Below are 25,315 nucleotides of genomic sequence, written 5' to 3' on the forward strand. Positions count from 1 at the left end.
TTCGCTAGTTTTTAGTGATTGAATTAGCCGAATTCACGATTTTTAAAAAATCCATTTCATAAAAAATAATTTTTGATGCCAATTTCTTATTTTTTAGGTTTTGTTTTTTCTTCATGAATAATGCAGGTTAGAAAAATGCTTTGAAACCAGTTCACGATCGCAAGATGATGCTATCGAAAATGCACACCAAAAACGCAACCTAAAAAATGCGATCGCTGATGAAGATATTGACAAAGTTAAGCAAGAACTTAAAAAGAGTCTCAACCCCGAAGAAAAACAACCCGAAAAACAACTTTCTTGGGGACAAATTAAATTTGGTCAACCCACTGACAAGACAGAAAATGAGGAAAATCTATGATTAATTATTCCCTAAATCTTGATGTCATGGGTCAAAAATAAGGATAAAACACAGTGTTAAATCCCTACTAGGGTGTGTTTGTAGGGACATAATACTATTATGTCCTATAGATTTTTGTTTCTCACATATCATTACCAATTGCTATATACATAATTAAAGTTAATTGACTACAGTTAAGCAAGGTTTTTCATAATGAAGAAATATTAATTGTTCAGAGGTAAGGGTAACTAAAGCATAAGTTTGTCCATTGTTATCAGCAAATTCCACTTCATAAGCTTCTCCATTATTGTAAATTTCTACTACTGTTCCTACTTGTCCTTTTGGTAAAATAAGGGAATAATCTGTCATAAATTGACAAGTTTTAACATCTTCTAAAAGCGCAATAGTATCATGTAGTTTGATTGAATTCATTTTACTTATTCTCCTTATTGAATAGGATAAATAGAAGTTAATCTGGGATAGTCTTCCTTAAAAGTAATAATCCACGCACTTCTGATTTTTGACCTTCCTACCTCTGTTTCCATTATAAAATCAATCACATATTTATATCCATATTTACTGGTTGTAGTGTAACTGACTGATTCAGTGTTGACTGCATTAAAAATGGCTTTTATTAGCTTTTCTTTATTATTTAGAGTTATCCCTAATTTAGCATTAAAAAGACGTGCTTTATGTTTACCGTCGGTATGCTGAAAATTGAGCGCATAGGTAGTTAATTTTTCAATTATTTGCTCTTGGTTAATTCTATCTCTATTAGGCAATTTCATTATTCTGTTCCTATAGATTCATTTTCTCTTAATTTTCTTGATACTTGCTCAGGTAATTGTGCTATATTTAATAGTATCATGAAAAAAAAGAGATAATTTTATTGGTAAAACTATGTTGTTTACTGAATTGGTCTTAGAAAACTTTGGTCCTTATGCTGGCAAAAATATTATTAATCTACGTACAGAAAAAGATAATGAAACTCGTCCTATTATCCTCATTGGGGGAATGAATGGAGGGGGAAAAACCACTCTTATGGATGCGATACGTCTCGCATTATATGGACAACGCGCCCAATGTTCAACACGGAATAATCTTGGTTATAGCGACTTTTTGATTCAAGCAATTAATAATAAAACACCATTAGGAGAAGAAACAAGAATAGAATTATCTTTTGAACATTTTATTGATGATCAATGGAAACAATTACGCATTGTTAGACGCTGGAATAAACAACCAAAAGATGGTAAAGATACTTTAGGAATTTTGGAAACTGGACCAGATAATTATGACTGGCCAGATAAAGCATTAGCTGAAACCTGGGATGAATTCATAGAAACTTTGTTACCTTTGGGTATTTCTAATTTATTTTTATTCGATGGTGAACAGGTTAAGGAATTAGCTGAACAAGAAACTCCTCCCACCACTGTTATTAGGTCTATACAGTCTTTATTAGGATTGGAATTAGTGGGAAGATTGGCCGTTGATTTAGATGTTTTGGTTAATCGTAAACAGAAAAAGTTAGCTACTCAATCTCAACTTAAAACTATAGAAGAAATTGAAGATAAATTAAATCACTATAAGCAAGAATTAGACAATGCTAAACAAGATCAATCATCTATACAAAATGAACTAGAGCGCGCTAATAAGAAAGTTAAACAAGCATCTGAAAAATTTAGAATAGAAGGAGGGAAAATATCAGCAGAAAGTAGTACCCTTAAAAGTAAAATTGATGAATTAAAAGAGAAATTACAACAGCAACGCAACGAGTTAGTAACATTAGCAGCAACCAGTTTACCTCTAGCTTTAATTACTCCCTTGCTTAACGATACAAAGGAACAAGGTGAAGCTGAAATTAAACAACAACAAGCTATCACGGCCAAAACTGTCTTACAACAACGAGATCAAAAGTTACTTGATTATTTACAAACTCTCGAACTTACTCGAGAAAAATTGCAGAAAATACAAACATTTTTGTCAGAAGAATACGAGACCATTAACCAAACTTCTCAAAATAATCTTGCTCACAGTTTAGGGATAACAGAAGACGAATTAAATCAACTGAATGCTTTACTAGAACATAAATTACCTCTACAACTAGATAACGCTAAAAAACAACTAGAAAATTTAGAAAAAATAGAAATTGATTTAGATAATAATGAAAGAAAATTACAGGTTGCTGCTTCTCCAGAAGACTATCAAAAACTTAGTGATGCACTCACTAATGCACAAAAAGAAGCTGCTAAATGTCAAACAGAATATAACTCCGCAGAAAAACGCATTAGAGAAGCAGAAAGGGCAGTACAAATAACAATTAAAGACCTGAAAAGTTATACAGATAAAGCATTAGAAAAACAAAATAACGAACATATTATTAAATCTGCTGCTAAAGTCCAAAATACCCTACAACTATTTAAAGAAAGATTAACCCTTAAAAAACTAAATAAACTAGAAGGAGAAGTAACCGAATGTTTCCGTTATTTACTCCATAAGTCTGATCTCGTTCATAGGGTTGCTATTGATACCCATAACTTTAGTTTATCTCTTTATGATCCTCAAGGAGAAACCGTCCCCAAACACCGTTTATCCGCAGGAGAAAAACAACTCTTATCCATCGCATTTTTATGGGGGTTAGCAAGAGTATCCGGACGTAACTTACCTATCGCTATTGATACTCCTTTAGGAAGACTCGACTCTTCCCACCGTAATAACTTAGTTGAACGCTATTTTCCCACTGCTTCCCATCAAGTTATTCTCCTTTCTACTGATACCGAAATACGACAAAATGAGTTACAACAACTGACTCAACAAGATGCGATCGCTCATCAATATCTGCTAGAATATAATCCAGATGATCGCCAAACTACTGTTCACTGCGATCGCTATTTTTGGTAATTTTTTTGTTTTAAAGCTTGAAAAAAAATCGAAAATTTCTGCACTAAACCTTGCAAAAGCTTTCGGTTCATGATACAGTGTTTCATAATGGGGACTAGTAGAATTTTTTAAATTAAATGCTTATGTTTCCATTATGAAGCTTACATTTTCATTTTTACATAAATTTTGCCCCTTAGCAACCCCCTTTTCTTTAACCTCCTTCAAGGTAGGGTGGGTTAGACGGAGATAATTTAGGTTATAACAAGAAGATAACAACCCGTCGTAACCCACCATTTCAGTCAGGTGGGCAAGTTAAAAATAGGTTATAAGAGTTAAAATACGTATAAAATTTCGCACCCTACGTTGAATAATTATGGAATCTCCTATCAAACAAATACGCTTATCTCAAACAGCAAAAGAACAACTAATTAAACTCAAAAGATATACTAAAATAGAACAGTGGAATATCTTGTGTCGTTGGGGTTTGTGTCGTTCTTTAGCTGAACCCAGTATCCCTTCTCCTGTACCCATTATTCTCGATAGTAATGTAGAAATGAACTGGAGAGTGTTCGGAGGAGAGATGGGAGATATCTTATTAATTGCCTTAAAACAACGCTGCTATAAAGACGGTTTAGGAACCGACAAAGAAACTTTAATAACACAATTCAGACTGCATTTACATAGAGGAATTGGTTATTTAGCAGGAGATATTAAAATAAAGAAAATTGAAAATTTAATTGATTTAACAAGAAAGTAAAGAGGGATGATATCCCAACTAAAATTTTTATTATACTCATTACCCCAAAAATATGCTATGATGGCCATTTTGGAGTAAATTGTGTATTAGGAGAAAATAGCTTATATGTCTCGTTATAGAGGACCTCGTCTGAGAGTCGTACGAAGACTAGGAGAACTGCCAGGATTAAGTAGAAAAACCCCCCGTCGTGCTTATCCCCCAGGTCAACACGGTCAAGGCCGTCGGAAACGGTCAGAATATGCCATCCGACTCGAAGAAAAGCAGAAATTATTGTATAACTACGGTGTTACCGAAAAGCAGCTAGTTCGTTACATGAAAAAAGCCCGTCGTGCCACCGGTTCTACGGGACAAAAATTATTAGAACTGCTAGAAATGCGTTTGGATAACACAGTGTTCCGTTTAGGTATGGCAGGAACCATTCCAGGTGCGCGTCAACTGGTTAATCATGGTCATGTTATGGTGAATGGACGTATTGTTGATATTGCCAGCTATCAGTGTCGTCCTGGAGATGTTATTTCTGTGAGAAATAAGGACAACTCACGCCGTTTAGTGGAAGCTAATATGCAGTATCCTGGTTTAGCTAACCTTCCCGACCATCTAGAATTTGATAAAAATACCCTGACAGGTAAAGTTAATGATATTATCAAACGGGAATGGATAGCATTACAAATTAATGAACTGCTAGTAGTTGAATATTATTCTCGGAAAGTTTAATCGCTATGGGACAACTTCCATAGTTGTCCTCTTTTTTACCAATAATTTATAGGTCAGATACTAATCTTTTTTTAACCATTTATAAGCAATCCAACTAATAATAAAACCTACCATAAGACTAATACAAATACTGAAAATAGTTCCCAACCATAAACTTTTTAAAGATGGGTTTTGTTGCGTTGGTTCGAGGTATTGAGAAATAGTTTTTATTAAGGGTTCCGTTAATAGTTGTCCTACAGCGATCGCAGTTCCTATTCCTGTGAAAATTTGAGCAAGTTGTGCCTCTTTTTTGCTCTTATTTTCTTGTCTTTGTGCCTCCTCAATACTAACTTGAGTTTGCACACTAAGCATTAGTTTATCATATAAATGAAGTGCTGGTTGCAGAAAGGCAATATTAGCTTGCATTTGTTCTAAATAAAACTCACTCTCCCCTGCAAAATTTTGAAAGAATTTTGGTAATTCGTAACCCGTTTTATCCTTTATTTGTTGTAAACATTCTTGATAATTTTTTAAGTTAAATTCTACTAATTTAGCTTGATCTTCTAAAAAGGATAACCGTTGATAATATTTAAGGGAGTCTTGAGGAATTTGTTTTAGTTTTTTACTATCCCATTCCTGTTTTGCATAGTCTTCAGTTAAACATTCAATCTTTTTATATTGTTCTTCTAGTAGGGTTTTAAGAACCAGACTTTGAGAATAGAAAAAGTTTATTTTATGATAGCTTAAAAGTAAGTTTTGCAAAATTCGGTAAGCGGTCGCAGATTTTGTTTCTACTGTTTCGTTTTTATAGAGAAAAACACAAGCTAATTTGATAGCTTCTACGGAATATTTATTAGATTTTTTAACTTCAACTGATTGGGTATAAATATAAAAAGGACTGTCTAAAAATTCATCAGTAATAAGTTTATTAGTATCAATTTCTTGGTTATAATATTGATTTAAAGAATGGGTTGCAATGGTTCTATTTTGTTCTAATGTTGTTGTATCTGGTAAGATTCCGGCAAGAATAACAGTTTGACCTAATTCAAGTTCTAAATTACTTAAATGTTCACTAAGATTCGAGAATATATTTAGGGACTGTTGACCTTCAATTGAAGAAATATAGCGTGTTAATCGCAATAAATAGGTATCATTTAAACGACGTGCAGCAAGGCGACTATTAATGATTCCTGTGGTTAAATAAACTCGATCATTATTGTTCTTTTTGCATTCAGTTGGAATCTTAGAAAAATCTAGAACGCTACCTGTAATTTTGGGATCTTGTTGAAGAGGCAATAATGTTATAAATTTAGCCGCATTTTCTCCATTTTTGCTAGTTAAATGTGAAGTAATCTTTTGTAAGTTCTCGTTAAAAAAGTGTCGTCTTTTTTCTAGTTCTTCTACAGGTTCATTCATCCCATTACGCAATACATAATAATAGAGATGTAATGTCGGCGATATCATTTTAATACTGGTGTTAGTCTGAGTTTGAGTCATGTTGCTCCTCGGAATTATTTTGGGCTTTTTCTGCTGCTAATTTTTGTAATTCTTGACAAATATCTCGACTTTTTTGAGTAATTAATCGTTCCATTTCTGGTGTATCGTCTGCTTCCTCTGAGGGATCACCTGTTTTTTTAACAAGTTTATCGATTCCATCTTTATCAAGTTGATCATAAATTTCTCCTAACCAATTATAAAGAGTTTCATTATCAGGTTGCTGACAAAAAGAAGTGATATGATTTGCCATTTTTGCTGGCTCATTTTTATCGGTTTCTGGTAAACCATCTAAATAATTATAAATGTCTTGATAAGAGGGAGTCTCTATTTTTTGTTTAAAGGTATCTGATGATGCAGTCAAGATTGTTTTAAATGCTTCACAGATATAATAATCACTGATAGTTGTGTGGGAATTAAACATAATTTAAAGTTATCTGGGTTTAATAGTTAATAGTTAATTGTTTACTTTCCTGTGAGGGTAAAAGCTGCCCAAAAATAAGGATGTTGAAAAGGAATATCTCTAAGACGTTTCAAGGCCCTATCTAGACGAAACTTCTCCTTTGATTCTAGTTTACTCAAATTCCATTTTTTAGCACGGTTTCTTAACTGTTCAGCAGTACGGGAACGCAACCATATTTGAGCATTTTTCAAGGCAATCGCTTTATTGTTAGTGGTTTGTAGTTGATGGTAAAATTCATCAAAGAGGAATGCTGTGGCGATGGAGTTGACCTTCCATTGACTAGCAATAACTGCTTTTGCGCCGGCTAAAAGGAACCCTGTAGGCAGTCCTAAATGTTCTTCTGTGGGTTGGGAAGCGTCCACTACACTGGTACAACAAGCGGAAAGGATAACTAAGTCTGTGTGGGGTATATATAGGTCTGAGAAGATGGTATTTAGGGTGAGGTTGTCTGTGGTGTTACGGGACAACATTAGATAGGAGTGCAAAGGATTTTTGAAATTGTATTCTGCATGACCTGAAAAGTGCAAACAGTGATAGTTTTGTGCATTTTTTAAGATGTTTTCGATTGTTGCATTTTTTTCGTTTAAAGTTTGTTGTTGGTTAAAATTTTGATGTTGAGAAATACTGGCTATTTCTGCTTTAGCAAAAATTAAATCTTTATCTTCGGTTGGGTTTTCTATCGCTAATAAAGATTGTTGCGATCGCTGACGGTTTTGGCGGATTTTCCATACTTGCAAACTGGGAAAATAGCTGACAGAAAATTTATCTATGAGGCGTTTATTTTCTTTTTTATTAATCCAAAGTGCATGAATAGGAAATAAATGCAAGTAATTATGGGGAACGATAATTAGATGTTTAATGTTATCGGGAATGAAGTTCAATAGTTGATTAAATCTGAGAAAGATAGAAAGTTCATCAATGATATTATCTAAATCAGTTTTTGTCTTTTCAATGTCTTCTTGTTTATCTTTTGACTGAGAACTGAGATTATTGATCCAATTATCAGCAATACCTTCTAAGTTGATTGAAGATAAATCAACGGATAACGCATCAGGAATACGAGGAGATTCTACCCCAGGAAGAATTAACAGGGTAATTAGTTTATATTTGGTGAAGAAAAATTCTATGATTGCTGTATCTGAGGGCAATAGTTCTTGAACTTCTGAGTAATATAATGGGGTTACTTTTGTTTTAGCAATGAACTCTGGTTCATGTTTAGCTACTTGCTGATATAACTTTTCTAAGTCTGCTTTAGCGTTATCCCATTGTTGAGAAAATTGATTTAATTCTAGTTCTGGTAAACCTTCATTCAGTTTATTGGTATAAATATTGAGTGCCTTTTTTTCTATTCTTTTGGCTTCTTGTATCTTTTGAGATAGTTCAGAGGAAACTGTATTAGGTAAGGGAATATCTTGTTTAGCGAGTCGTTCTACTAAATAACGATTTCTGAAAATTTCTGTATATAAAAACAGTCGTTTAAATTCTCGTTGTTTGAGAGCAAAAGTAATAATTCTTTGATAAGTATCTAAATAGCATTCTAATAAGGTGCGTCGGGTAAAAATATCCGTTCCTGTTTGCATTTTATCCAGACAAGCAAGAATGCGATGATAACAAAATTCAGCTTTTCGAGAGTCTTTGAGGGTAAAGTAATAATCAACCGTAGCTTGAACTCTGGTGATGTCTAAAAATAAGGATAATTCCTGTTCTTTATTTTGTTCTGAGTTGTGGTCAGGTGTATCTATTTTCTTTAAAATTTCATTGATTAGCCAACGAGTATAAGTATCTTGATTATGTCGAATATTTCGGAGTTTTTCAATTAGTTTGATATTACCACTAGCAATTTTTTCTAGAGTTTTAGCAGCCAAAAGTCTGTAATCTGAACTTTGAGTAGTATTTAATATTAGTTCTACCAGTACCTCTGTAGTTTCATTATTACTGGTGCGCAATAGTGCCACCAGAGGTTGAACATGAATAGCCACAGGGTTCCCAGGATCTATTTCCCCTAAACCTTCAACAGCTTGTCGAAGTATGTCCTCATTATTACTGGTGCGCAATAGTTCCACCAGAGCCTCTATAGCTAGAGGGTTGTCAGCACCTATTTTCCCTAAACTTTCAGCAGCTTGCCGAAGTATGTCCTCATTATTACTGGTGCGCAATAGTTCTACTAGAGCATCAATAACCACAGGGTTGCCAGGATCTGTTTTCCCTAAACTTTCAGCAGCTTGCCGAAGTGTATACTCATCGTTACTGGTGCGCAATAGTTCTACTAGAGCATCAATAACCACAGGGTTGCCAGGATCTGTTTTCCCTAAACTCTTAGCAGCTTGCCGAAGTATGTCCTTATCGTTGCTGGTGCGCAGTAGTTCCACCAGAGCATCAATAGCTACAGGGTTGCCAGAATCTATTTTCTCTAAACTCTCAGTAGCTTGCTGAAGTATGGACTTATTATTACTGGTGCGCAGTAGTTCCACCAGAGCATTAATAGCTATAGGGTTGCCAGGATCTATTTTCCCTAAACTCTCAGCAGCTTGCAGAAGTCTGTACTCATTGTTACTGGTGCGCAATAGTTCCACCAGAGCATCAATAGCTATAGGGTTGCCAGGATCTATTTTCCCTAAACTCTCAGCAGCTTGCAGAAGTCTGTACTCACTGTTACTGGTGCGCAATACTTCAACTAACCTTTTAATTTCTTGCTCTTGCTCTGACATCTTAAAAAATCCGATCGCTTCTTTTTAACCACGCTAAAATAATTATAGACTTTCCCCCTTGAGAAGAATTGAGAAATAATCATGGAATCTTACGAAACTTGGTTTGAAAAAGGTCTAACCTTTCAACAACAGGGACAATATGAAGAATCTCTCAACTGTTTCCAAAAAACCATCGAACTCAACGACAAATTTATCCCTGCTTGGATCTATCAAGGTATTTCCTTAGAAAAATTACAACGTTATAAAGCTGCTATTCTTTGTTACGACGAAGCCATAAAAATAAATCCCAACACTGCTGATCTTTGGTACAACAAAGGAACCATTTACTGCAAAATTAAACAGTATCATAACGCTTTAACTTGTTTTGAGAAAGTGCGTACCATTGAACCAGATCACGCTTTAGCTAGAACTGTACAAAGTTTAATTAGTGCTATTCCTTCCAAGTTCGATCCTTTGCCGAAAAAAGATAAAAAATACAAGGATGATGAAGAGGAAAGAGCAGCAGAAGCAAAACTTTATTATCAGCGATCGCTTGAAGAAAAAGCTTATAAATTAAACAGTGGGGAAGCAGAAATTGATTATTAAATTAAAGTTAGGAGTTAACCCAACCCCATTAGTGTCAACTAGAGTAAACTGTCATTGCGAGGAGGCCAAACTTTTATTTGCAGCTTGTTTAAGACTTAATTCTGTCTCCGAAGCAATCTCTAAAACAACTAAAAAAATAGAGATTGCTTCGGGAGCATGATAAAGACAAATCAGTATCTAATAGTAATTAACCTCCCTCGCAATGACAATCATTCATTATTAATTATTAATTGTTAATTGTCGAAGAGATTCCTCGTTCCTCGGAATGACATAATTAGATGAGTTAGTTTTGCCCATTCTACTTCTGAACTCCGAACTCCGAACTCCGAACTCAAGTTATTTAGGTTAAGCTAAGAGTCAACAAGTTTATCTTTCAGGTTTGTCTAAGTTAATATGAAAAATCATCAGAAAATTGCTATTGTTCTCTTATCCATAAGTTTAACCGGATTATTAGGAAAATCCTCATCTACAGGATCTCCTGCTAATCAATCTTTTCAAGGATGGTTTCTCAACTTAATACAAGATGGAGGAAGAAAACCCCCTCAACTACCCATTAAAACCTCCGCTATTTCCCGTTTTTTTAGCCAAGTAAATGATCAATCAAAAGAAGATTGTGAACCCAAAACATCAGAACCTAATTTTTTAGTAATTGCTGGTGGTGCAAGTCCCGAATCTAATGAAATAGCTTTAGAAAAAAATGTCCTTTATTTCCAAAGAACCCTAAAAAATATGGGTTTTAACTCTCCATCAACCAGCATCTTCTTTGCCAATGGAAATAATGGAGAAGCGAGTATTCGTTATCTTGATCCGCAACGCCAACAACGCTTTAAAATTCCCAATATTCCTGATTTAGATGGTTCAGCAAATCTCAATAATATTAACAGTTGGATTGATAAAAATAATCAAAATAAAGAAGCGCATAAACCCATATTTCTCTATTTTACAGGTCATGGAATTCTCAATGAAAGAAACAGTGATAATAATGCTTTAATGCTCTGGAATAATACCCCCGTAACCGTAGCAAAATTATCAAATACTCTCAATAAATTACCCCAAGATAGTCATATTGTTACCATGATGGCTCAATGTTTTTCAGGATCATTTGCCAATTATATTTATGAAAATGGTGACCCCAATAAACCCTTGACAAAACAGACGAGATGTGGATTTTTTGCTACTATTAAAACATTGCCATCTGTGGGTTGTACTCCTGAAGTTAATGAAGCAGATTATAAAGATTATAGTTCCAGTTTTTTTGCTGGATTAAGTGGAGTTAGTCGTACAGGTCAAAAAGTTGCTTCTGCTGACTATAATAAGGATGGCAGAGTTAGTTATTCAGAAGCACATGGGTTTGCTAAAGTAGATGAAAAAACCACTGATTTACCCGTATCTACCTCCGAAGTTTGGCTACAACAAAAAGCGAGTGAAGAAGATATTAACCAGTTGCTCGATATACCCATTATTGAACTAGAAAAAGTTGCTAATCCTCAACAGAAATATGTCATTAATTCTTTAGTTAAAATATTGGGATTTAATAGCCAAAAATCTTATTTAGAAATATTAGAAACCATCAATCCTTATGAAAGAACAACCCAAGTAGAACAAGCTTATAGAGTTAGACTATTGATGGAACTATTAAACGTGAGAATGGAACAGAAAGTTAGGCAAAGTAATAATCCAGAAGAAATAGCTATTTTAGAACGTTTAATTAACTGTGAATCAAGCTCTTGGAAATAGATATAATCTTGTCCATAAACTAAAGTTAGATTTTAAGCAACTTCTGATGTTATTAGCTATACTATCTTAAGCAATAATCGTAATTAAAGCACAGATGGATTTCAATGACATACCTTACGGCCCAGTCAAAATTATTGCTGGTCCACATATTGGAAGGATTGGTTACTATGATTGTGAGGAGATAGAATTCGATGACGATATTGACTGGTCATCTATGTCTGAGGAACAAGCTGAAACAGTAGAAGGCAAAGACGTTGCTATTGTCTACTTTGGTGATATGTTATTAACCTTAAATAGAGGTTATTATATGATCCCTTTTGAGCATATTCGTCTAGTGACGACAGATGACTTGATGAAACGTAGAGAAGAGTTGTATAGATTATGTGGTGGATTTAAACCCATTGATAACCCTGAGTTAATTGTAGATGAATATGAACAGTTAGATTATTGGGCAGAATTACATTATGTAGATTCAATTTTAGTTGATAGAATGATACAAGCAAGATATTCAAATAAAAAAAATGGTGCCAAGGTATTTATCTCTCATTCATCCAAGGATAAAAAAGTTGCGATCTGGATATCAACTGATTTAACAAATGCTGGACATACTCCTTGGTTTGATCAATGGGATATAACTGTTGGAGAAAGTATACCTCAAAAAATATCTGAAGGAGTTACAGAAGCTAATTTTGTTATTGTACTTTTATCAGAACATTCAGTTAACTCTAATTGGGTAGAACGAGAATGGCAAACTAAATATTGGGATGAAGTGCAAAAAGGAACAATTCAGGTTCTTCCAGTTCTTTTAGAAGATTGTGAAATACCAGCTTTATTAAAAACTAAACGATATGCAGATTTACGCCATGATTATAACAATGGCTTTCAAGACATTTTAATTGCTATTGATCGATTACAAGAAAAAGAGAGTTAATTATCTGAAAAAGATTAAACTTGGCTTCAAATCGTTATAGATATTGATCTTCATCCTCTTTTTTAAAAAAAGTTGCTCACCTATAAATAAAGATAATTATTGGTTCAACCAACTTCTTAAATCTTCTACATTTGCAAAATCAAAAATAGCTTCTCCTAAAGCTTCAATTTCCTCAATTTCTAAACCTTGAATCTGCATTTTTATTTCAGGGTTAATTGCACCTAATTTCCGTTCAATTAAACGAATTACTAGGTTCTTTTCTCTAGTAATACCCTGTTCAATACCCTGTTCAATACCCCGTTCAATACCTTGTTCAATACCCTGTTCAATACCTTGTTCAATACCTTGCTCAATACCTTGTTGCATCCAACTGGTAACAATTTGCATAACGTCCTCCTGTTCTTGGGGTAGAAAAGTGTTTAATTCAGATTGAAAAATGTTTTCTTCTACTGGATTTAAAGTTAGATAAGTATCAATAAATCCAGAAATTAATTGCATTCTAGCTGGATCTAGTTTTAAAGTTACTAATAACCTTAAACATTGCGCTTTGACTTTAGCACGATCTTGAGCCGCTATTTTCATTTTAGCCATTAATGCTGATGCAACTGGATTAGCTTGATTAATAAAATCTCGCCAATTTAATTGATTAAGCTGCACCACACGGTAGTTAAAGTTTAACACTTCTAAATCAGGAAATTCAACCTTGTATTGACTGTCTGCTTCTTTTTGAGGATAATCATAAGAGAAGACAACAATAGGATAAATAGGTAAAGCAAACTTTTCATGAAGACGAGCAAAATAAGAAAACATTCGTCGATTAAAGTTACTTTGTGAACTAGACTGTGCTTCAATATGAATTAAGAAAAAAGAAGGCTTATTTTTAAAATTAACTTGAGCAATTAAATCAGTCTCATATTTGTCTCCTTCAGTAACATCCGTGAAAATTTCTTTATCCAAAAACTTGATAGAAGTCCCATCAAAATAGGTCATAACTTGGGGGAAAAATAAATCGATAAATTCAACAAAAAAGGTTGAAAGTAATTCCTTAAATAAGTGATCGTGATCAATCATTCTTTTTAAATCCCTGTACGATCTTGTAATTCTTGACTCATATAACAGCGATCGCCTAACTTTTTCAACAGAGGACCATGTAACCCAAATTGAACCATACTCACCGATGCTGGTAAAATATCAATACGGTCACGATAGCAACCTAAATCAATGCCTAATAAATGACATAAAATAATTCTAATAGTAGTTTTATGAGAGACAACTAAAACGTTTCCATCGGGATAGTTTGCCTCAATTTCTGATATAATCAACATCGCACGACTTCCCACCTGTACAGCAGTTTCTCCATCAGAAGGAGGATTCCAAGCAGGTTCAGTCATCCAATTAATATAGTCCTCTAAATAATGCTCTTTAACCCAGTCACGGGTGCGATTTTCCCATTGACCAAAATTCATTTCTTTGATTCCATCTTTAAGCTGCATTTCCATCCCTACTGCCTCACAAAGAGGTGTTGCAGTGGCAATAGTCCGCTTCATGGGACTAACATAAATTCCAGACCAATCAATAGATTTGTAACTATCAGCAAACGCTTGGGCCATTTCCTTTCCTTGGGGAGTCAAATCAGGATTAAGAATCCCACAAAAACTATCATTGAGACTATTTTCTGTTTCTCCGTGACGCAAAAAATATAAAGTTAAACTCATAACAATCCTCCTTAATTTTCCTAGATAAAATAATTTTTACTACCATGAATAATAGTAATCAAATCTAAGATAGAATTGATGTATGCTATGTTACTTAAAATAACCATTAACTGCTAAAGTAAGCAATATCTACCTTAACCTAAAAAGATAACCAACGATTCTAATTTAATGATGACCTTTCGAGAAGAATTTGAACTACTGCTGCGAGCTTGTTACCCCTTAATATATATTCCCACCACAGAAGAAGAAAGACTAGAAACTGCGATCGCCCAATGCGGACAAACCCTACAAAACCGCACTATTTATATTTGGGACTTCGTAGACGGCTATCAAGATAACCCCAATAACGAAGGAGTAGGCAGACGCAACCCCCTACAAGCCTTAGAATTTGTCGAAAAAATGCCCAATAACATCGGGGGAATCTTCATTTTAAGAGACTTTCAACGCTTCTTAGAAGATGTCTCCATCTCCCGTAAACTCCGCAACCTCGCCCGTAGCTTAAAATCTCAACCCAAAAATATCATCATCATTGCCCCCCAGGTACAAATTCCCGAAGAACTAAGCGAAGTCCTCACCGTAGTTGACTTTCCCCTACCCACCGGCACAGAAATAAAAAGCGAAATACAACGCCTTCTAGGAGCCACAGGACAGCCCCTATCTGATACCTTAGTAGATGAATTAGTCAGATCCGCCCAAGGACTCTCCTTAGAGAGAATACGCCGTGTTTTAACCCGTTGCATCGCCAGTCATGGACGCATCGAACCAGAAGACGTAGAACTAATTTTAGAAGAAAAACGTCAATCCATCCGTCAAACCCAAATTCTCGACTTCTATCCAGCCACCGAACAAATATCCGATATTGGCGGTTTAGACAACCTTAAAGACTGGTTACTGCGCCGAGGTGGGGCATTTAGCGAAAAAGCCCGTTCTTACGGCTTACCACACCCTCGGGGACTACTATTAGTAGGTATTCAAGGCACAGGAAAATCCCTCACCGCCAAAGCCATTTCCCACCATTGGCACCTACCCTTACTCCGTCTCGATGTAGGCCGACTGTTTGGGGGTTTAGTAGGAGAGTCCGAGTCTCGCACCCGTCAGATGATAAGTTTAGCAGAAGCCTTAGCCCCTTGTGTATTATGGATCGATGAAATAGATAAAGCCTTTGCCGGAGTAGAAGGAAAAGGAGACGGAGGCACCACCAGCCGTGTTTTTGGGACATTTATTACCTGGTTAGCCGAAAAAAAATCCCCGGTGTTTGTAGTCGCAACAGCCAACAATATTAAAGCCTTACCCCCAGAAATGCTACGTAAAGGCCGCTTTGACGAAATTTTCTTTGTAGGTTTACCCAGTCAAGGGGAACGAGAAGCCATTTTTAACGTCCACTTATCCAGACTGCGCCCCCATAATCTCAAGACTTACGAGATCAAGCGACTGGCTTATGAAACCCCAGATTTTTCGGGGGCAGAAATCGAACAAACTTTAATCGAGGCTATGCACATTGGCTTTAGTCAAAACCGTGACTTTAGCACCGATGATATCCTAGAAGCAGCAAGTCAAATTATCCCTTTAGCCCGAACTGCACAAGAAGAAATTGAATTTTTGCAACAGTGGGCTGCTGCTGGAAAAGCACGGTTAGCCTCTCGTCAAAGTGGCTTAAATTCTCTGACTCCCTAACCTTATTATCCAGCAACTGCGACACAATTATAAGTTAGACACTTTTAAGCTGCTGCTTGAGCTTCTGACAGTCCACTTTGCACTCCCGTAGAACTCGCATTGCCAGACCACCACCCGTCGTTTCGCCTTCAAGCAAAATGCCAAGCAGCAGATGTTGTGGGGTTATCTTTTTGTGACCTTGCTGGTTTGCCTGTTCAGCAGTTAGCTCCAGCACCCGGTAGGTACGAGGTGTAAAGGGAATTTCTGCCGGAATATCTGTAGCAGAAACTTTACAGTTAGCTAACCAGTCATCAATGAGGTTTTGTGCAATGACCAAGTCTACGCCCTGGTTCTTCAGAGCCTGTGCGGCTGGGGTTGTTTCCACAGTTAACAGCCCTAAAATTAGCCCTTCTGTGCCGAAAAAGTTGAGGTTTAGCTCTCGCATAGCTTCCTGCCCTCTGTTCAGCACTTCACGGGTTTCGGGGGTGAGGCGATCCCAGGAAAACCCGACCATCTCTTCCCGTACTGACAATAGCGCCACCGCCTTGAGAATATATTCAAGCGTGGGGGCATCTAATGTACCCCAGCTAGCGGCTTCGGCTCCCTCTTGCTGATAGAGTTGGATGAGGGCTTCGTAGAGTTGCAAGTCATCACCAACAAATGACCGAATGTCGGAACGCCACTGCCATGCCATTTGTCGCACCTCTGGATCGTTGAGGTCACGACCTTGGGTGATATGGGATTTTGCCTGTTCCACGAAATGGAGCCACTCGGCCTGCCCCTGATTCAATCGGGCTTCAAGCAAATCATGTTGTTCTTGGGTCAAATATTGTTGAGTCATAGTGAGGTTCTCTATTATCTGCATAATATCGTCAACCGCAATAGATTCGGAGTTTTGGAGGTTTTGGGCAAGGGTGCTGAGCTTGGTAAAAAGCGACTGCGACACTGCTATCTGCTCTTGGAGTCGCGCCAAATGCAGATTGATGACATTCGGTAGTGAGAAGTCCGAATTCTCCAAACACTCGCGAATTTCCTTGAGGGCAAAACCCAATTGTCGCAACGACAAAATTTGCTGAAGTCTAGCAATGTCGGCTTCGCTATACAGTCGATACTCCGCCTCGGTGCGATGCGACGGTACCAGTAAACCAATCTCGTCGTAGTACCGCAAAGTCCGAATGGATAATCCGGTCTGTTTTGCTAATTCCCCGATTTGTAAAAGTTTTGGCATAGGTCGCCTTGACTCCAATTTCTCAGAAGATTACGGTTGATAACTAAATGCTAAAGAATGACGTAACGTGAGAGTCAAGGAGAAGATTAAATCATCGATTTTGACGGGAGATTGTCAATCAAAAGAAAAGCTAATAAATGTAATTTAGTGGGAACAGTGGCTAACTTACCCCGATCAACGTTAATATGCAACCTTAAGTTATCTCATATCCTGTTATCATTATGAATCGTTTATCTGGCGTTTTTCAATTTTTATTAGGATTTTTCCTCGGTATTTTTCTCTTAGTCGGGGGAACTGCCTCCCTTGCTTATGTGGTTTTTGCTCGTATGAGTGCTAACCCGGAAAAACCCACCTTTGCTGAAGAGAAACCCCCAGAAACTACAGCTAAAGCTGACAGTCAACCGGTTTCTAACCAAGAAAGCAAAACTGAAGCCGTTGAGGAAGTGGCGGCCACGGAAACGGTTTTTGAAGAAGAAGAAGAAACCGAAGAATTACCGGACGGGGCCTATCGGGCTAAAGTCACTTGGTCAACCGGTTTAAGTCTGCGATCGCAACCTGCTTCCGATGCCGATAGAATAGGTGGTGTTGGCTACGATGCCGAACTAATCATACTCAAAACCACTGCCGATGGTGATTGGCAGCAAGTCCGTCTCCCAGGCAGTCAAAGAGAAGGTTGGGTTAAAGCCGGTAATGTAGAAAAAATAGAAGAATAAGACAAATTTAGGGTGGGCAATGCCCACCTTAAATATTATGATGAGCAGCTATAGTGAGATACGCCACCAGCATCAAAAAACTGCTTAGGTTTTAGACGATAGTATTTATCTTCTATTTCCTGTGATTGCTCATCATAGGGGTTGCTAAACACTTCTTGTAACTCTTTGACTAAGGTGTAGTCACCTTGCATGGCTTGTTGGTAGGCTGGAACAATCAACCACTCTCGCCATGTATATTTTGGGTTAGTCTCTTTCATATTTTTTGATATCTCAGCCAGATTGCCCTCGTTAACGACGAGTTCGCGCCAGCTTAAGAGCCAAGATTGCCATTGTTCATCGAGTTGTTCTGAAGTTTTAACATAGAAGCTCTTTTTCAATGGTTCAACATCCTCTGGTATATGGGATAACTCGCGGAAGAAAATGGTGTAATCTACCTCTGAGTCCGTCATTAACTGCATTAGTTTCTCAAATAACTCTGGGTGATATTCAGAGAAGCCAAGTTTGGCAGCCCACATTTTTTGGATTTGTTCTTGCATTGCCAGGTCAAAGTCACGGCCTACTTGATCAAACTGTTCTAAAGCTTCAGCATCTTCTGCGAGTAGGGATCTGACAGCTTTCCAAAACATATAATAATTCGCTTTTGCTGCAACTGGCTGATTGAAGAATGAAAAGTGTTGGCCGCCGCCAGTCCAAGGTTGAAACCAAGGGTCAAAATTTTCACAAAACCCAAATGGTCCATAGTCTAGGGTAAAGCCACCAGCAGCGCAGTTGTCGCTGTTAAAATTACCCTGGCAATAACCAACACGTAGCCAATTAGCCACCAGTGAAGTGAGACGTTGGCGAAATTGCTTAGCCAACTCAACCAATTGATCTGAAAAACCAAGGTTTTGATTAATCTCGCTTTTGTATTCTCGCTCAATTAAATGGGACACTATCATGGTCAATTCTTCTAATGCTCTTGGATGAGCATTACTGCCAACGCGGCGGGCAAATAACTCTAGCTGACCAACGCGCAAAAACGATGGTGCAACGCGAGTTGAAATAGCCACAGGATTGTCCACCAAAATATCAGGGTCGGTGGAATGGGAGTCTTGAGAATACCAAGGCCGGGTAACGGTCTCAGATTTAGAAACATACAGTGTCAAAGAGCGCGATGTGGGAACACCTAAAGCCTGCATATATTCTTGTGCCAGAAACTCACGCACACTTGAACGTAGGACTGCGCGCCCGTCAGCACCACGGCAATAAGGGGTTGGTCCGCCACCCTTCAACTGCATTTCCCAGCGCTGGCCATTGATTATTCCTTCAAATACAGATATGGCGCGACCATCCCCATAACCATTACCCGTACCGAATGGACAATTTTGGATATATTCGGTGCCATAAATCGACAGTGCATAACCTGTCGCCCAGCCAAACGGACGCATAGGCTCACGGGTAGCAGAGATATCACCAGAAAATATCTTGCTAAATTGTTCATTAAACGCAAGCTCGTCACTCAACCCAAGTTCTTTAAAGAAGGTGCTGCTATGGGTTACATATTCTGGTTCTGCAAGGGGCGTAGGTGTCACAGGTACGAAATGACCAGAGAAAACCTGGCGGGCATAGTGATCATCTCCATCCACCGTGGCCTTAGGGTCGGCACTTAAGGTATCCATCAGAGAATAATCCGCCAGTCGCACAAACTCATCGAAAGTATTTACAGAAGGCTCAGCAGATGATCTAGATTTATACGACATTGTTGTTAACTTATAATTATATAGTGGTTGGTTTATAACTATCTTAAATAGTTTTTTCTAAATTGGTTAGAAACAGAAAGAAGATTAGGTGATTCTGGCGACATCAGGATAAGATAAAATATTATCAATTCCTAATCCTTAAATCTAATTAAATACCTACCTTTTTTCTGCTAATTATTTTGAAAATAATCCATCATCACTGCTTCAACCACGGGAACACTAACAGAATTTCCTAATTGTTTATAAGTAGCCCTATGATCAGGATGTAATTTAAAATTATCAGGAAAACCCTGCAATCTTGCACATTCTCTAGGGGTAAGTCTGCGAGGTTTATTATTAATAACAATTCCTAATCTATGAGCATCAGCACTGGTTAAAGTAATAGAGATGCTATCAGGATCTAAAAATTTAAACACTTAAAATAACAAGATGTTTGAGAAAAAGATTAGCCGAAAATTTAGCAGCATTAATAACTTCAAAAACCTGTTCAGGACTTTGATCACAAAGGGTTAAAATAGAGATAAATTGCTCTTGTGTTTTTAACAGTATTGGAATAATACTAGCTGTTGCACTTTCTAGTAATAATTCTTCTGGCCACCAAATTGCTGCCAATTCTTTAAGGTCGTTAATATTTCTCTGATATTTCTTGAGTTTTTTATTGGTCATTAACCTAATAGAATCTAATTCGTTTCTTAATAAGCTTTACCATAATAATACAGTTTAGTCTTTGATCATAACATTGTTTATGGTTTAAATGAATAAGTTAGCAGATAAATTAAAATAATCAGCTAATGCTTTAGCTTGAGCTTTACTAATAGATCGTTTACCATTAACGACTTCAGAAACTACTCCACTTGAGCCAAGTATACCTATCAAATCGGCTTGACGAGTGCCACTAACTTCCATTAAATGTTGTAATATTTCATAAGGTTCACAATCTTCTATGGGATAGTTTTCTGTTTCGTAAGCTTCAATTAATGTAACTAATAATCGATAAATTTTAGTTTCTTCTACTGTTCTATTTTTCTTAAAAGTTAATCTTTCAGTAATGGTTAATAATTGTTTATATTCTGCTTCTGATTCAATTACTTTTGGAGCAATTTCAACCAGAAGATTACGATAAGCTTCTTCATTAAAAGTAGGGGTCATTTTTCCAGTTGTTTTTGTCATATTCGCTATGGGTTAAGAAGTATTTGTAATAGATAACTTGGGATTCATAATCAATGCCAACAATCAAACGGTAATTATTTCCTTTGAGATTAAAAACAGTAAAGTTTCCAACTGCTTCGGCAGTCTTATATATTTTCTTGACTTCTTCTAAGTTATTCCATTTAGCATTTTTAACAACTTTGTACCAATTTTCAACTTGTTTTTTAACGCCAGGATAACGGTTTGCATCTTGACGTAAGCGAGAAATTGCAATAAGTTTCATTTAGATAATTAATAATTTTTCTAGTTTGACAAAGATTAGTGTTCATCATGATTACAATTCGATTGACATCGTTATATTCTCTCAAAATGAGAGTATGTTGTCAAGTAAAATTCCACATTGTAAAACAATGGTCAAGATGACTAACTAAAAAAATGACTAAATGGTTAAAATTAATTCCTAACCCTTAAATTTAATTAAATAACCACAATTATGTTCCCCTTCATTAATCCAGTGGGTTCTTTCTATAATACAATCGGGCAGAATATCAGCAAACATTTCTAACTCATGACCACACACCGTCGGATAAGATTCAGCCACATCAGAAATGGCACAATTATGCTCAGCCAAGAGATAACCCTCTTCTTGACTTTTTAAGCCATTTTTTACATTTGCCCTATGTATTTCAGCCATATAACCCTCTTCCTGGCGCATTTTAACCAGCCGATCTATCCTATCTTTTAAAGAACCTTGGCCAATACGTCGCCGATATTCCTCTGCTTTGCGTTGCCATTGTTTACGTAGAACCTCTTTAACCTGAGTTTCTCCCACTGTGTCCATTAATGTCTCCAAAAAAGACACGGCAAACTCCCCATATTGATTAGGAAAGCGATCGCGACCCTGTTTACTGAGAGAATAGACATATTGTGGTCGTCCTAACCCTTCCTGTAAGGGATGATGTTCCAGCAACCCTTCTGCTTCTAGGTCTTTCAAATGACGGCGAGTAGCTTGAGGAGTGATATCAAGAGTTTCAGCGAGTTCATGGGCGGTTGCTTTACCTTGTTTGAGTAAATGCTGTAAAATGTCGTCTTTTGTGGAAGGGGGCTGTATAGTAGTCATTTTTTAAACTTAAAAGTCAGATATATTAAAAATGCCGCGATCGCACTTGAGAAAAAGTTACAGAAAATTTTAGGGTAATGTGACTTTGACAACAATTGAGTTGTTAATCTATTGTAAGCTATAATAAGGAAACAAAAATGTTGTTTTATTAACGCGATCCGAGAAACGCGGGTTTTGTGGGGTTAACGACTCATTCCCTGTCAAAATGCCACCTTGAAATTACTCAACTCTCCCTCTATTGGGGAAACATCTTGAACTGAAACGGAGAACACAAAATCTAATGAGTGCAACCACCGTCAAAAACCTAGTCAACCAACCTTATAAATATGGCTTTGTTACTGACATTGAAGCTGATACCATTCCTCGTGGTTTAAATGAAGATGTCATTCGTCTTATTTCTGCTAAAAAGAACGAACCAGAGTTTATGTTAGAGTTTCGTCTCAAAGCTTATAAACAATGGTTAAAAATGACGGAACCTACTTGGCCTCATGTTAACTATCCCCAAATTAATTATCAAGATATTATTTACTATTCTGCCCCCAAACAGAAGAAAGAAAAACTCAACAATTTAGACGAAGTTGACCCTGCTTTATTAGAAACTTTTGAAAAGTTGGGCATTCCTTTATCGGAACAAAAACGTCTTAGTAATGTAGCGGTAGATGCTATTTTTGATAGTGTTTCGGTTGCCACAACTTTTAAAGAAAAATTAGCCGAAGATGGTGTTATTTTTTGTTCTATTTCTGAAGCATTAGAAGAACATCCTGAGTTAGTTAAAAAGTATCTTGGGAGTGTGGTTCCCGTTGCTGATAATTTCTTTGCGGCCTTAAATTCTGCTGTGTTTAGTGATGGTTCTTTTGTGTTCATTCCCAAAGGGGTAACATGTCCTATGGAACTATCAACTTATTTCCGTATTAATAGTGGAGATACTGGACAGTTTGAACGGACATTAATCGTAGCAGAAGAAGGGGCATCAGTCAGCTATTTAGAAGGTTGTACTGCCCCCATGTATGATAGTAATCAACTCCACGCTGCGGTGGTGGAATTAGTGGCATTAGATGATGCAGATATTAAATATTCTACGGTGCAAAATTGGTACGCCGGCGATGAAAAAGGAAAGGGCGGAATTTACAATTTTGTGACCAAAAGAGGACTCTGTAAAGGAGTTAATTCCAAGATTTCTTGGACCCAGGTAGAAACTGGTTCTGCTATTACTTGGAAATATCCAAGTTGTGTCTTAGTAGGAGATAATTCTGTGGGAGAATTTTACTCTATTGCTTTAACGAATAATATGCAGCAAGCTGATACGGGAACCAAGATGATTCATATTGGAAAAAATACCCGTAGCACCATTATTTCTAAGGGTATTTCTGCTGGTAACTCTAAAAATAGTTATCGCGGTTTAGTGCAAATGGGACCCAAAGCAAAAGGGGCAAGAAATTACTCCCAATGTGATTCAATGTTAATTGGAGATAATGCGGAAGCTAATACATTTCCTTACATTCAAGTTGATAATAATTCAGCAAAAGTTGAACACGAAGCCTCTACTTCTAAAATTGGAGAAGATCAACTATTTTACTTTGCTCAACGGGGTATTTCTGAAGAAGATGCTGTCTCAATGTTAGTCAGTGGTTTCTGTAAAGATGTCTTGAGTGAGTTACCCATGGAATTTGCTTCTGAAGCCGATAAATTATTGAGTTTGAAGTTAGAAGGAACCGTAGGTTAGACAGTTATTAGTGACCAGTTATCAGTTATCAGTTTTACAAGATGATGACTGGTATTATCAACAATTAACAATCAAGAAAAAAACATGAGCGACGTTATCTTATCCGTTAAAAATTTGACTGCCAATGTAGAAGGAACTCCTATTTTAAAAGGTGTTAACTTAGAAATAAAAGCAGGTGAAATTCATGCTATTATGGGCAGAAATGGATCAGGAAAAAGCACTTTATCCAAGGTTTTAGCAGGACATCCTGACTACGAAATTACAGGTGGTGAGGTACTTTATAAAGGAAATAACATCCTAGATAAAAGCCCCGATGAAAGAGCTTTAGAAGGTATATTTTTGGCCTTTCAATACCCTTTAGAAATTCCTGGTGTCAGTAACTTAGACTTCTTAAGAGTAGCCTATAATGCGCGTCGTAAACATTTAGGTTTAGAGGAAATCGATACCTTTGATTTTGAAGATTTAGTAGAGGAAAAACTAGATGTTGTTAAAATGGACTCTGCTTTCTTAGAAAGAAGCTTAAATGAAGGTTTTTCTGGGGGTGAAAAAAAGCGTAATGAAATCCTACAAATGGCCTTATTAGAACCAACATTAGGTATTTTAGATGAAATTGATTCTGGGTTAGATATTGATGCTTTAAGGATTGTTTCTAATGGGGTTAATCAGTTAGCAACTCCTGATAATGCTTTCTTATTAATCACTCATTATCAACGGTTATTAAACTATATTGAACCCCATCATATTCATGTTATGTATGATGGTCAAATTGTTACCAGTGGTGGCAAAGAATTAGCCCTAGAATTAGAAGAATCAGGCTATGATTTCATCGAGGAGAAATTACTCGCAAAAGCGTAAATTATAAGGTTTATCTAGGGGCAAGATGTAACTTACTCCTAGATAATTTATAGATAAAAATGAGGGTAAAAATAATAAACTAAGTGAAAAAATTTATTCCAAAATAGGTTTAAAGTCGATAGTTAAATTAACTGAATGTAAAATAAATAAAAGATTTTCTACGGTCAAAGGTTCTTTTTCTAAAGAAAATTTTACACTATTCTCTTGTAATTCATTCATATCTTTTGCTATATTATTAATAGTTTTTTTTGCTTCCATGATATTCTTTAAAGCAACTAAAAAAGCTTCTTGATTTCCATCTTTTAGGGTTTCGTCTAATGCTGCTTTTAAATATTGAGATGAATAGCGAGGATCACATAGTCTCTTTAAAAGATCGTCTCGATAATTTTTAACTGGCATTTAATTATATACCTCCCTGTTCATTTTGATAAATTTTCCAGAATTTTTTTGCTATTTTAATGTCTTTATTTTGGGTCTTTTTTGCCCCTCCTATTAAAAGAAGTATAATCCTTTTACCTATTATACCGTAGTAAATTCGATATCCTGCGCCAAACAATAATCTTAACTCATAAACTCCTTCCCTACGCTTTTATAGTCTCCAAAATTTCCTAAACTCACCCGATCAAGACGTACATCAACTCGAACTTGAGTTTGAATATCCAGTTTTTCAAACCATTGATCGAAAGGACACATTTCTGTGTCGGTAACATATTTTTGTATTTCCCATTTATTTTCATTCATATTCCATAATAATGTAGTAAAAAATACGTTTAAATTTAATTTTTTTTCGACTAATTTATTTATCTCGTAGGGGTTTAACAGTGTTAAACCCAAA

General features: G+C 36.4%; 24 protein-coding genes and 3 pseudogenes. 11 read left to right on the forward strand and 16 right to left on the reverse strand.

Going from position 1 to position 25,315, the window contains the following annotated elements:
• Nucleotides 1-127: 127 nt before the first annotated feature.
• A pseudogene (locus QNJ66_RS26150) lies at nucleotides 128-358 on the forward strand (DNA phosphorothioation system sulfurtransferase DndC); the annotation flags it as partial.
• A 159-nt stretch (nucleotides 359-517) separates the two neighbouring features.
• Here QNJ66_RS26150 and QNJ66_RS02920 read toward each other — a convergent pair.
• Nucleotides 518-769: a DUF4926 domain-containing protein gene (locus QNJ66_RS02920; protein ID WP_300502875.1), complete on the reverse strand. Its 252-nt coding sequence runs from the start codon at nucleotides 767-769 to the stop codon at nucleotides 518-520.
• Nucleotides 770-783: 14 nt separating this feature from the next.
• Entirely contained in the window at nucleotides 784-1,125 is a 342-nt protein-coding gene (locus QNJ66_RS02925; protein WP_300502877.1) for a DUF6883 domain-containing protein, read from the reverse strand.
• A gap of 112 nt (nucleotides 1,126-1,237) precedes the next feature.
• Between QNJ66_RS02925 and dndD the strand changes: the two genes are divergently transcribed.
• The 3 genes from dndD (at nucleotide 1,238) to rpsD (ending at nucleotide 4,688) form a co-directional block, all read left to right on the forward strand.
• Complete coding sequence (dndD, locus tag QNJ66_RS02930) at nucleotides 1,238-3,238, forward strand: DNA sulfur modification protein DndD (protein ID WP_300502879.1); 2,001 nt, start codon at nucleotides 1,238-1,240, stop codon at nucleotides 3,236-3,238.
• 352 nt (nucleotides 3,239-3,590) lie between these two features.
• Nucleotides 3,591-3,974, forward strand: a complete 384-nt coding sequence (dndE, locus tag QNJ66_RS02935; protein WP_300502881.1) for a DNA sulfur modification protein DndE — start codon at nucleotides 3,591-3,593, stop codon at nucleotides 3,972-3,974.
• Nucleotides 3,975-4,079: 105 nt separating this feature from the next.
• Nucleotides 4,080-4,688: a 30S ribosomal protein S4 gene (gene rpsD / locus QNJ66_RS02940; RefSeq protein WP_300502883.1), complete on the forward strand. Its 609-nt coding sequence runs from the start codon at nucleotides 4,080-4,082 to the stop codon at nucleotides 4,686-4,688.
• Between the two features lie 60 nt (nucleotides 4,689-4,748).
• Here the strand turns inward: rpsD and QNJ66_RS02945 are convergent, their stop codons facing one another.
• Genes QNJ66_RS02945 through QNJ66_RS02955 form a run of 3 tightly spaced genes read right to left on the reverse strand, consistent with a single transcriptional unit; the run spans nucleotide 4,749 to nucleotide 9,332 of the window.
• The gene (locus tag QNJ66_RS02945) at nucleotides 4,749-6,164 is read right to left on the reverse strand and encodes a hypothetical protein (RefSeq protein ID WP_300502885.1); all 1,416 of its coding nucleotides are present in this window, start codon (nucleotides 6,162-6,164) and stop codon (nucleotides 4,749-4,751) included.
• On the reverse strand, nucleotides 6,145-6,585 hold the full coding sequence (locus QNJ66_RS02950; protein WP_300502887.1) for a hypothetical protein: 441 nt from the start codon (nucleotides 6,583-6,585) through the stop codon (nucleotides 6,145-6,147). Before QNJ66_RS02950 ends, QNJ66_RS02945 begins: the two co-directional genes overlap by 20 nt.
• Nucleotides 6,586-6,626: 41 nt before the next feature.
• A complete protein-coding gene (locus QNJ66_RS02955; protein WP_300502889.1) occupies nucleotides 6,627-9,332 on the reverse strand; it encodes a CHAT domain-containing protein in 2,706 nt (901 codons plus the stop codon).
• Between the two features lie 81 nt (nucleotides 9,333-9,413).
• Between QNJ66_RS02955 and QNJ66_RS02960 the strand changes: the two genes are divergently transcribed.
• The 3 genes from QNJ66_RS02960 to QNJ66_RS02970 all read left to right on the forward strand — a co-directional run bounded on the left by QNJ66_RS02960 (nucleotide 9,414) and on the right by QNJ66_RS02970 (nucleotide 12,585).
• A complete protein-coding gene (locus tag QNJ66_RS02960; protein WP_300502891.1) occupies nucleotides 9,414-9,917 on the forward strand; it encodes a tetratricopeptide repeat protein in 504 nt (167 codons plus the stop codon).
• Nucleotides 9,918-10,310: 393 nt separating this feature from the next.
• The gene (locus QNJ66_RS02965) at nucleotides 10,311-11,654 is read left to right on the forward strand and encodes a caspase family protein (RefSeq protein WP_300502893.1); all 1,344 of its coding nucleotides are present in this window, start codon (nucleotides 10,311-10,313) and stop codon (nucleotides 11,652-11,654) included.
• 94 nt (nucleotides 11,655-11,748) lie between these two features.
• Nucleotides 11,749-12,585: a TIR domain-containing protein gene (locus QNJ66_RS02970; RefSeq protein WP_300502894.1), complete on the forward strand. Its 837-nt coding sequence runs from the start codon at nucleotides 11,749-11,751 to the stop codon at nucleotides 12,583-12,585.
• A 96-nt stretch (nucleotides 12,586-12,681) separates the two neighbouring features.
• On the opposite strand, the gene QNJ66_RS02975 is transcribed toward QNJ66_RS02970, so the two are convergent.
• Nucleotides 12,682-13,656 carry a DUF4351 domain-containing protein gene (locus QNJ66_RS02975; protein ID WP_300502895.1) on the reverse strand — a complete coding sequence of 325 codons (975 nt, stop codon included), beginning with the start codon at nucleotides 13,654-13,656 and terminating at the stop codon, nucleotides 12,682-12,684.
• A 5-nt stretch (nucleotides 13,657-13,661) separates the two neighbouring features.
• Nucleotides 13,662-14,300, reverse strand: coding sequence for a histidine phosphatase family protein (locus QNJ66_RS02980; protein ID WP_300502896.1), 639 nt, complete (start codon nucleotides 14,298-14,300; stop codon nucleotides 13,662-13,664).
• Between the two features lie 171 nt (nucleotides 14,301-14,471).
• On the opposite strand from QNJ66_RS02980, the gene QNJ66_RS02985 reads away from it, so the two are divergent.
• The gene (locus QNJ66_RS02985; RefSeq protein WP_300503027.1) at nucleotides 14,472-15,974 is read left to right on the forward strand and encodes an AAA family ATPase; all 1,503 of its coding nucleotides are present in this window, start codon (nucleotides 14,472-14,474) and stop codon (nucleotides 15,972-15,974) included.
• A 34-nt stretch (nucleotides 15,975-16,008) separates the two neighbouring features.
• Here QNJ66_RS02985 and QNJ66_RS02990 read toward each other — a convergent pair whose 3' ends face one another.
• Entirely contained in the window at nucleotides 16,009-17,181 is a 1,173-nt protein-coding gene (locus tag QNJ66_RS02990; protein WP_300502898.1) for a MerR family transcriptional regulator, read from the reverse strand.
• Between the two features lie 221 nt (nucleotides 17,182-17,402).
• Between QNJ66_RS02990 and QNJ66_RS02995 the strand changes: the two genes are divergently transcribed.
• A complete protein-coding gene (locus tag QNJ66_RS02995) occupies nucleotides 17,403-17,894 on the forward strand; it encodes an SH3 domain-containing protein (RefSeq protein WP_300502900.1) in 492 nt (163 codons plus the stop codon).
• A 35-nt stretch (nucleotides 17,895-17,929) separates the two neighbouring features.
• Here QNJ66_RS02995 and QNJ66_RS03000 read toward each other — a convergent pair whose 3' ends face one another.
• From QNJ66_RS03000 to sufR, 6 genes and pseudogenes are all read right to left on the reverse strand, one after another.
• Complete coding sequence (locus QNJ66_RS03000) at nucleotides 17,930-19,633, reverse strand: protein adenylyltransferase SelO family protein (protein WP_300502902.1); 1,704 nt, start codon at nucleotides 19,631-19,633, stop codon at nucleotides 17,930-17,932.
• A gap of 170 nt (nucleotides 19,634-19,803) precedes the next feature.
• Nucleotides 19,804-20,049: pseudogene (locus QNJ66_RS03005) on the reverse strand (DNA cytosine methyltransferase); the annotation flags it as partial.
• Nucleotides 20,042-20,299, reverse strand: coding sequence for a hypothetical protein (locus tag QNJ66_RS03010; RefSeq protein WP_300502905.1), 258 nt, complete (start codon nucleotides 20,297-20,299; stop codon nucleotides 20,042-20,044). The gene QNJ66_RS03010 and the pseudogene QNJ66_RS03005, both read right to left, overlap by 8 nt.
• 84 nt (nucleotides 20,300-20,383) lie before the next feature.
• Nucleotides 20,384-20,803, reverse strand: a complete 420-nt coding sequence (locus QNJ66_RS03015; RefSeq protein WP_300502907.1) for a transcriptional regulator — start codon at nucleotides 20,801-20,803, stop codon at nucleotides 20,384-20,386.
• On the reverse strand, nucleotides 20,766-21,065 hold the full coding sequence (locus QNJ66_RS03020; protein ID WP_300502909.1) for a type II toxin-antitoxin system HigB family toxin: 300 nt from the start codon (nucleotides 21,063-21,065) through the stop codon (nucleotides 20,766-20,768). The genes QNJ66_RS03015 and QNJ66_RS03020 overlap by 38 nt, the downstream gene beginning before the upstream one ends.
• Before the next feature lie 177 nt (nucleotides 21,066-21,242).
• Nucleotides 21,243-21,902, reverse strand: a complete 660-nt coding sequence (gene sufR, locus QNJ66_RS03025; RefSeq protein WP_300502911.1) for an iron-sulfur cluster biosynthesis transcriptional regulator SufR — start codon at nucleotides 21,900-21,902, stop codon at nucleotides 21,243-21,245.
• 280 nt (nucleotides 21,903-22,182) lie between these two features.
• Here sufR and sufB point away from each other — a divergent pair, with 280 nt between their 5' ends.
• Nucleotides 22,183-23,625 (forward strand): Fe-S cluster assembly protein SufB, encoded by a 1,443-nt coding sequence (gene sufB, locus QNJ66_RS03030; RefSeq protein WP_300502913.1) that lies wholly within the window; start codon nucleotides 22,183-22,185, stop codon nucleotides 23,623-23,625.
• Between the two features lie 84 nt (nucleotides 23,626-23,709).
• Nucleotides 23,710-24,480, forward strand: a complete 771-nt coding sequence (gene sufC, locus QNJ66_RS03035; protein ID WP_300502915.1) for a Fe-S cluster assembly ATPase SufC — start codon at nucleotides 23,710-23,712, stop codon at nucleotides 24,478-24,480.
• 93 nt (nucleotides 24,481-24,573) lie between these two features.
• Here sufC and QNJ66_RS03040 read toward each other — a convergent pair whose 3' ends face one another.
• Complete coding sequence (locus tag QNJ66_RS03040) at nucleotides 24,574-24,879, reverse strand: transcriptional regulator (protein ID WP_300502917.1); 306 nt, start codon at nucleotides 24,877-24,879, stop codon at nucleotides 24,574-24,576.
• A gap of 4 nt (nucleotides 24,880-24,883) precedes the next feature.
• Nucleotides 24,884-25,221, reverse strand: a pseudogene (locus QNJ66_RS03045) (type II toxin-antitoxin system RelE/ParE family toxin).
• Nucleotides 25,222-25,315 lie beyond the last annotated feature (94 nt).

Origin of the sequence: Crocosphaera sp. (assembly GCF_030064895.1) — a bacterium.
In the GTDB taxonomy this organism is placed as follows: domain Bacteria; phylum Cyanobacteriota; class Cyanobacteriia; order Cyanobacteriales; family Microcystaceae; genus Crocosphaera.

Excerpts from the sequence above, each read along its gene's own strand:
- QNJ66_RS02920 (WP_300502875.1), bottom strand. The coding sequence starts at position 769 with ATGAATTCAATCAAACTACATGATACTATTGCGCTTTTAGAAGATGTT.
- QNJ66_RS02925 (WP_300502877.1), bottom strand. The coding sequence starts at position 1,125 with ATGAAATTGCCTAATAGAGATAGAATTAACCAAGAGCAAATAATTGAA.
- dndD (WP_300502879.1), top strand. The coding sequence starts at position 1,238 with ATGTTGTTTACTGAATTGGTCTTAGAAAACTTTGGTCCTTATGCTGGC.
- dndE (WP_300502881.1), top strand. The coding sequence starts at position 3,591 with ATGGAATCTCCTATCAAACAAATACGCTTATCTCAAACAGCAAAAGAA.
- rpsD (WP_300502883.1), top strand. The coding sequence starts at position 4,080 with ATGTCTCGTTATAGAGGACCTCGTCTGAGAGTCGTACGAAGACTAGGA.
- QNJ66_RS02945 (WP_300502885.1), bottom strand. The coding sequence starts at position 6,164 with ATGACTCAAACTCAGACTAACACCAGTATTAAAATGATATCGCCGACA.
- QNJ66_RS02950 (WP_300502887.1), bottom strand. The coding sequence starts at position 6,585 with ATGTTTAATTCCCACACAACTATCAGTGATTATTATATCTGTGAAGCA.
- QNJ66_RS02955 (WP_300502889.1), bottom strand. The coding sequence starts at position 9,332 with ATGTCAGAGCAAGAGCAAGAAATTAAAAGGTTAGTTGAAGTATTGCGC.
- QNJ66_RS02960 (WP_300502891.1), top strand. The coding sequence starts at position 9,414 with ATGGAATCTTACGAAACTTGGTTTGAAAAAGGTCTAACCTTTCAACAA.
- QNJ66_RS02965 (WP_300502893.1), top strand. The coding sequence starts at position 10,311 with ATGAAAAATCATCAGAAAATTGCTATTGTTCTCTTATCCATAAGTTTA.
- QNJ66_RS02970 (WP_300502894.1), top strand. The coding sequence starts at position 11,749 with ATGGATTTCAATGACATACCTTACGGCCCAGTCAAAATTATTGCTGGT.
- QNJ66_RS02975 (WP_300502895.1), bottom strand. The coding sequence starts at position 13,656 with ATGATTGATCACGATCACTTATTTAAGGAATTACTTTCAACCTTTTTT.
- QNJ66_RS02980 (WP_300502896.1), bottom strand. The coding sequence starts at position 14,300 with ATGAGTTTAACTTTATATTTTTTGCGTCACGGAGAAACAGAAAATAGT.
- QNJ66_RS02985 (WP_300503027.1), top strand. The coding sequence starts at position 14,472 with ATGACCTTTCGAGAAGAATTTGAACTACTGCTGCGAGCTTGTTACCCC.
- QNJ66_RS02990 (WP_300502898.1), bottom strand. The coding sequence starts at position 17,181 with ATGCCAAAACTTTTACAAATCGGGGAATTAGCAAAACAGACCGGATTA.
- QNJ66_RS02995 (WP_300502900.1), top strand. The coding sequence starts at position 17,403 with ATGAATCGTTTATCTGGCGTTTTTCAATTTTTATTAGGATTTTTCCTC.
- QNJ66_RS03000 (WP_300502902.1), bottom strand. The coding sequence starts at position 19,633 with ATGTCGTATAAATCTAGATCATCTGCTGAGCCTTCTGTAAATACTTTC.
- QNJ66_RS03010 (WP_300502905.1), bottom strand. The coding sequence starts at position 20,299 with ATGACCAATAAAAAACTCAAGAAATATCAGAGAAATATTAACGACCTT.
- QNJ66_RS03015 (WP_300502907.1), bottom strand. The coding sequence starts at position 20,803 with ATGACAAAAACAACTGGAAAAATGACCCCTACTTTTAATGAAGAAGCT.
- QNJ66_RS03020 (WP_300502909.1), bottom strand. The coding sequence starts at position 21,065 with ATGAAACTTATTGCAATTTCTCGCTTACGTCAAGATGCAAACCGTTAT.
- sufR (WP_300502911.1), bottom strand. The coding sequence starts at position 21,902 with ATGACTACTATACAGCCCCCTTCCACAAAAGACGACATTTTACAGCAT.
- sufB (WP_300502913.1), top strand. The coding sequence starts at position 22,183 with ATGAGTGCAACCACCGTCAAAAACCTAGTCAACCAACCTTATAAATAT.
- sufC (WP_300502915.1), top strand. The coding sequence starts at position 23,710 with ATGAGCGACGTTATCTTATCCGTTAAAAATTTGACTGCCAATGTAGAA.
- QNJ66_RS03040 (WP_300502917.1), bottom strand. The coding sequence starts at position 24,879 with ATGCCAGTTAAAAATTATCGAGACGATCTTTTAAAGAGACTATGTGAT.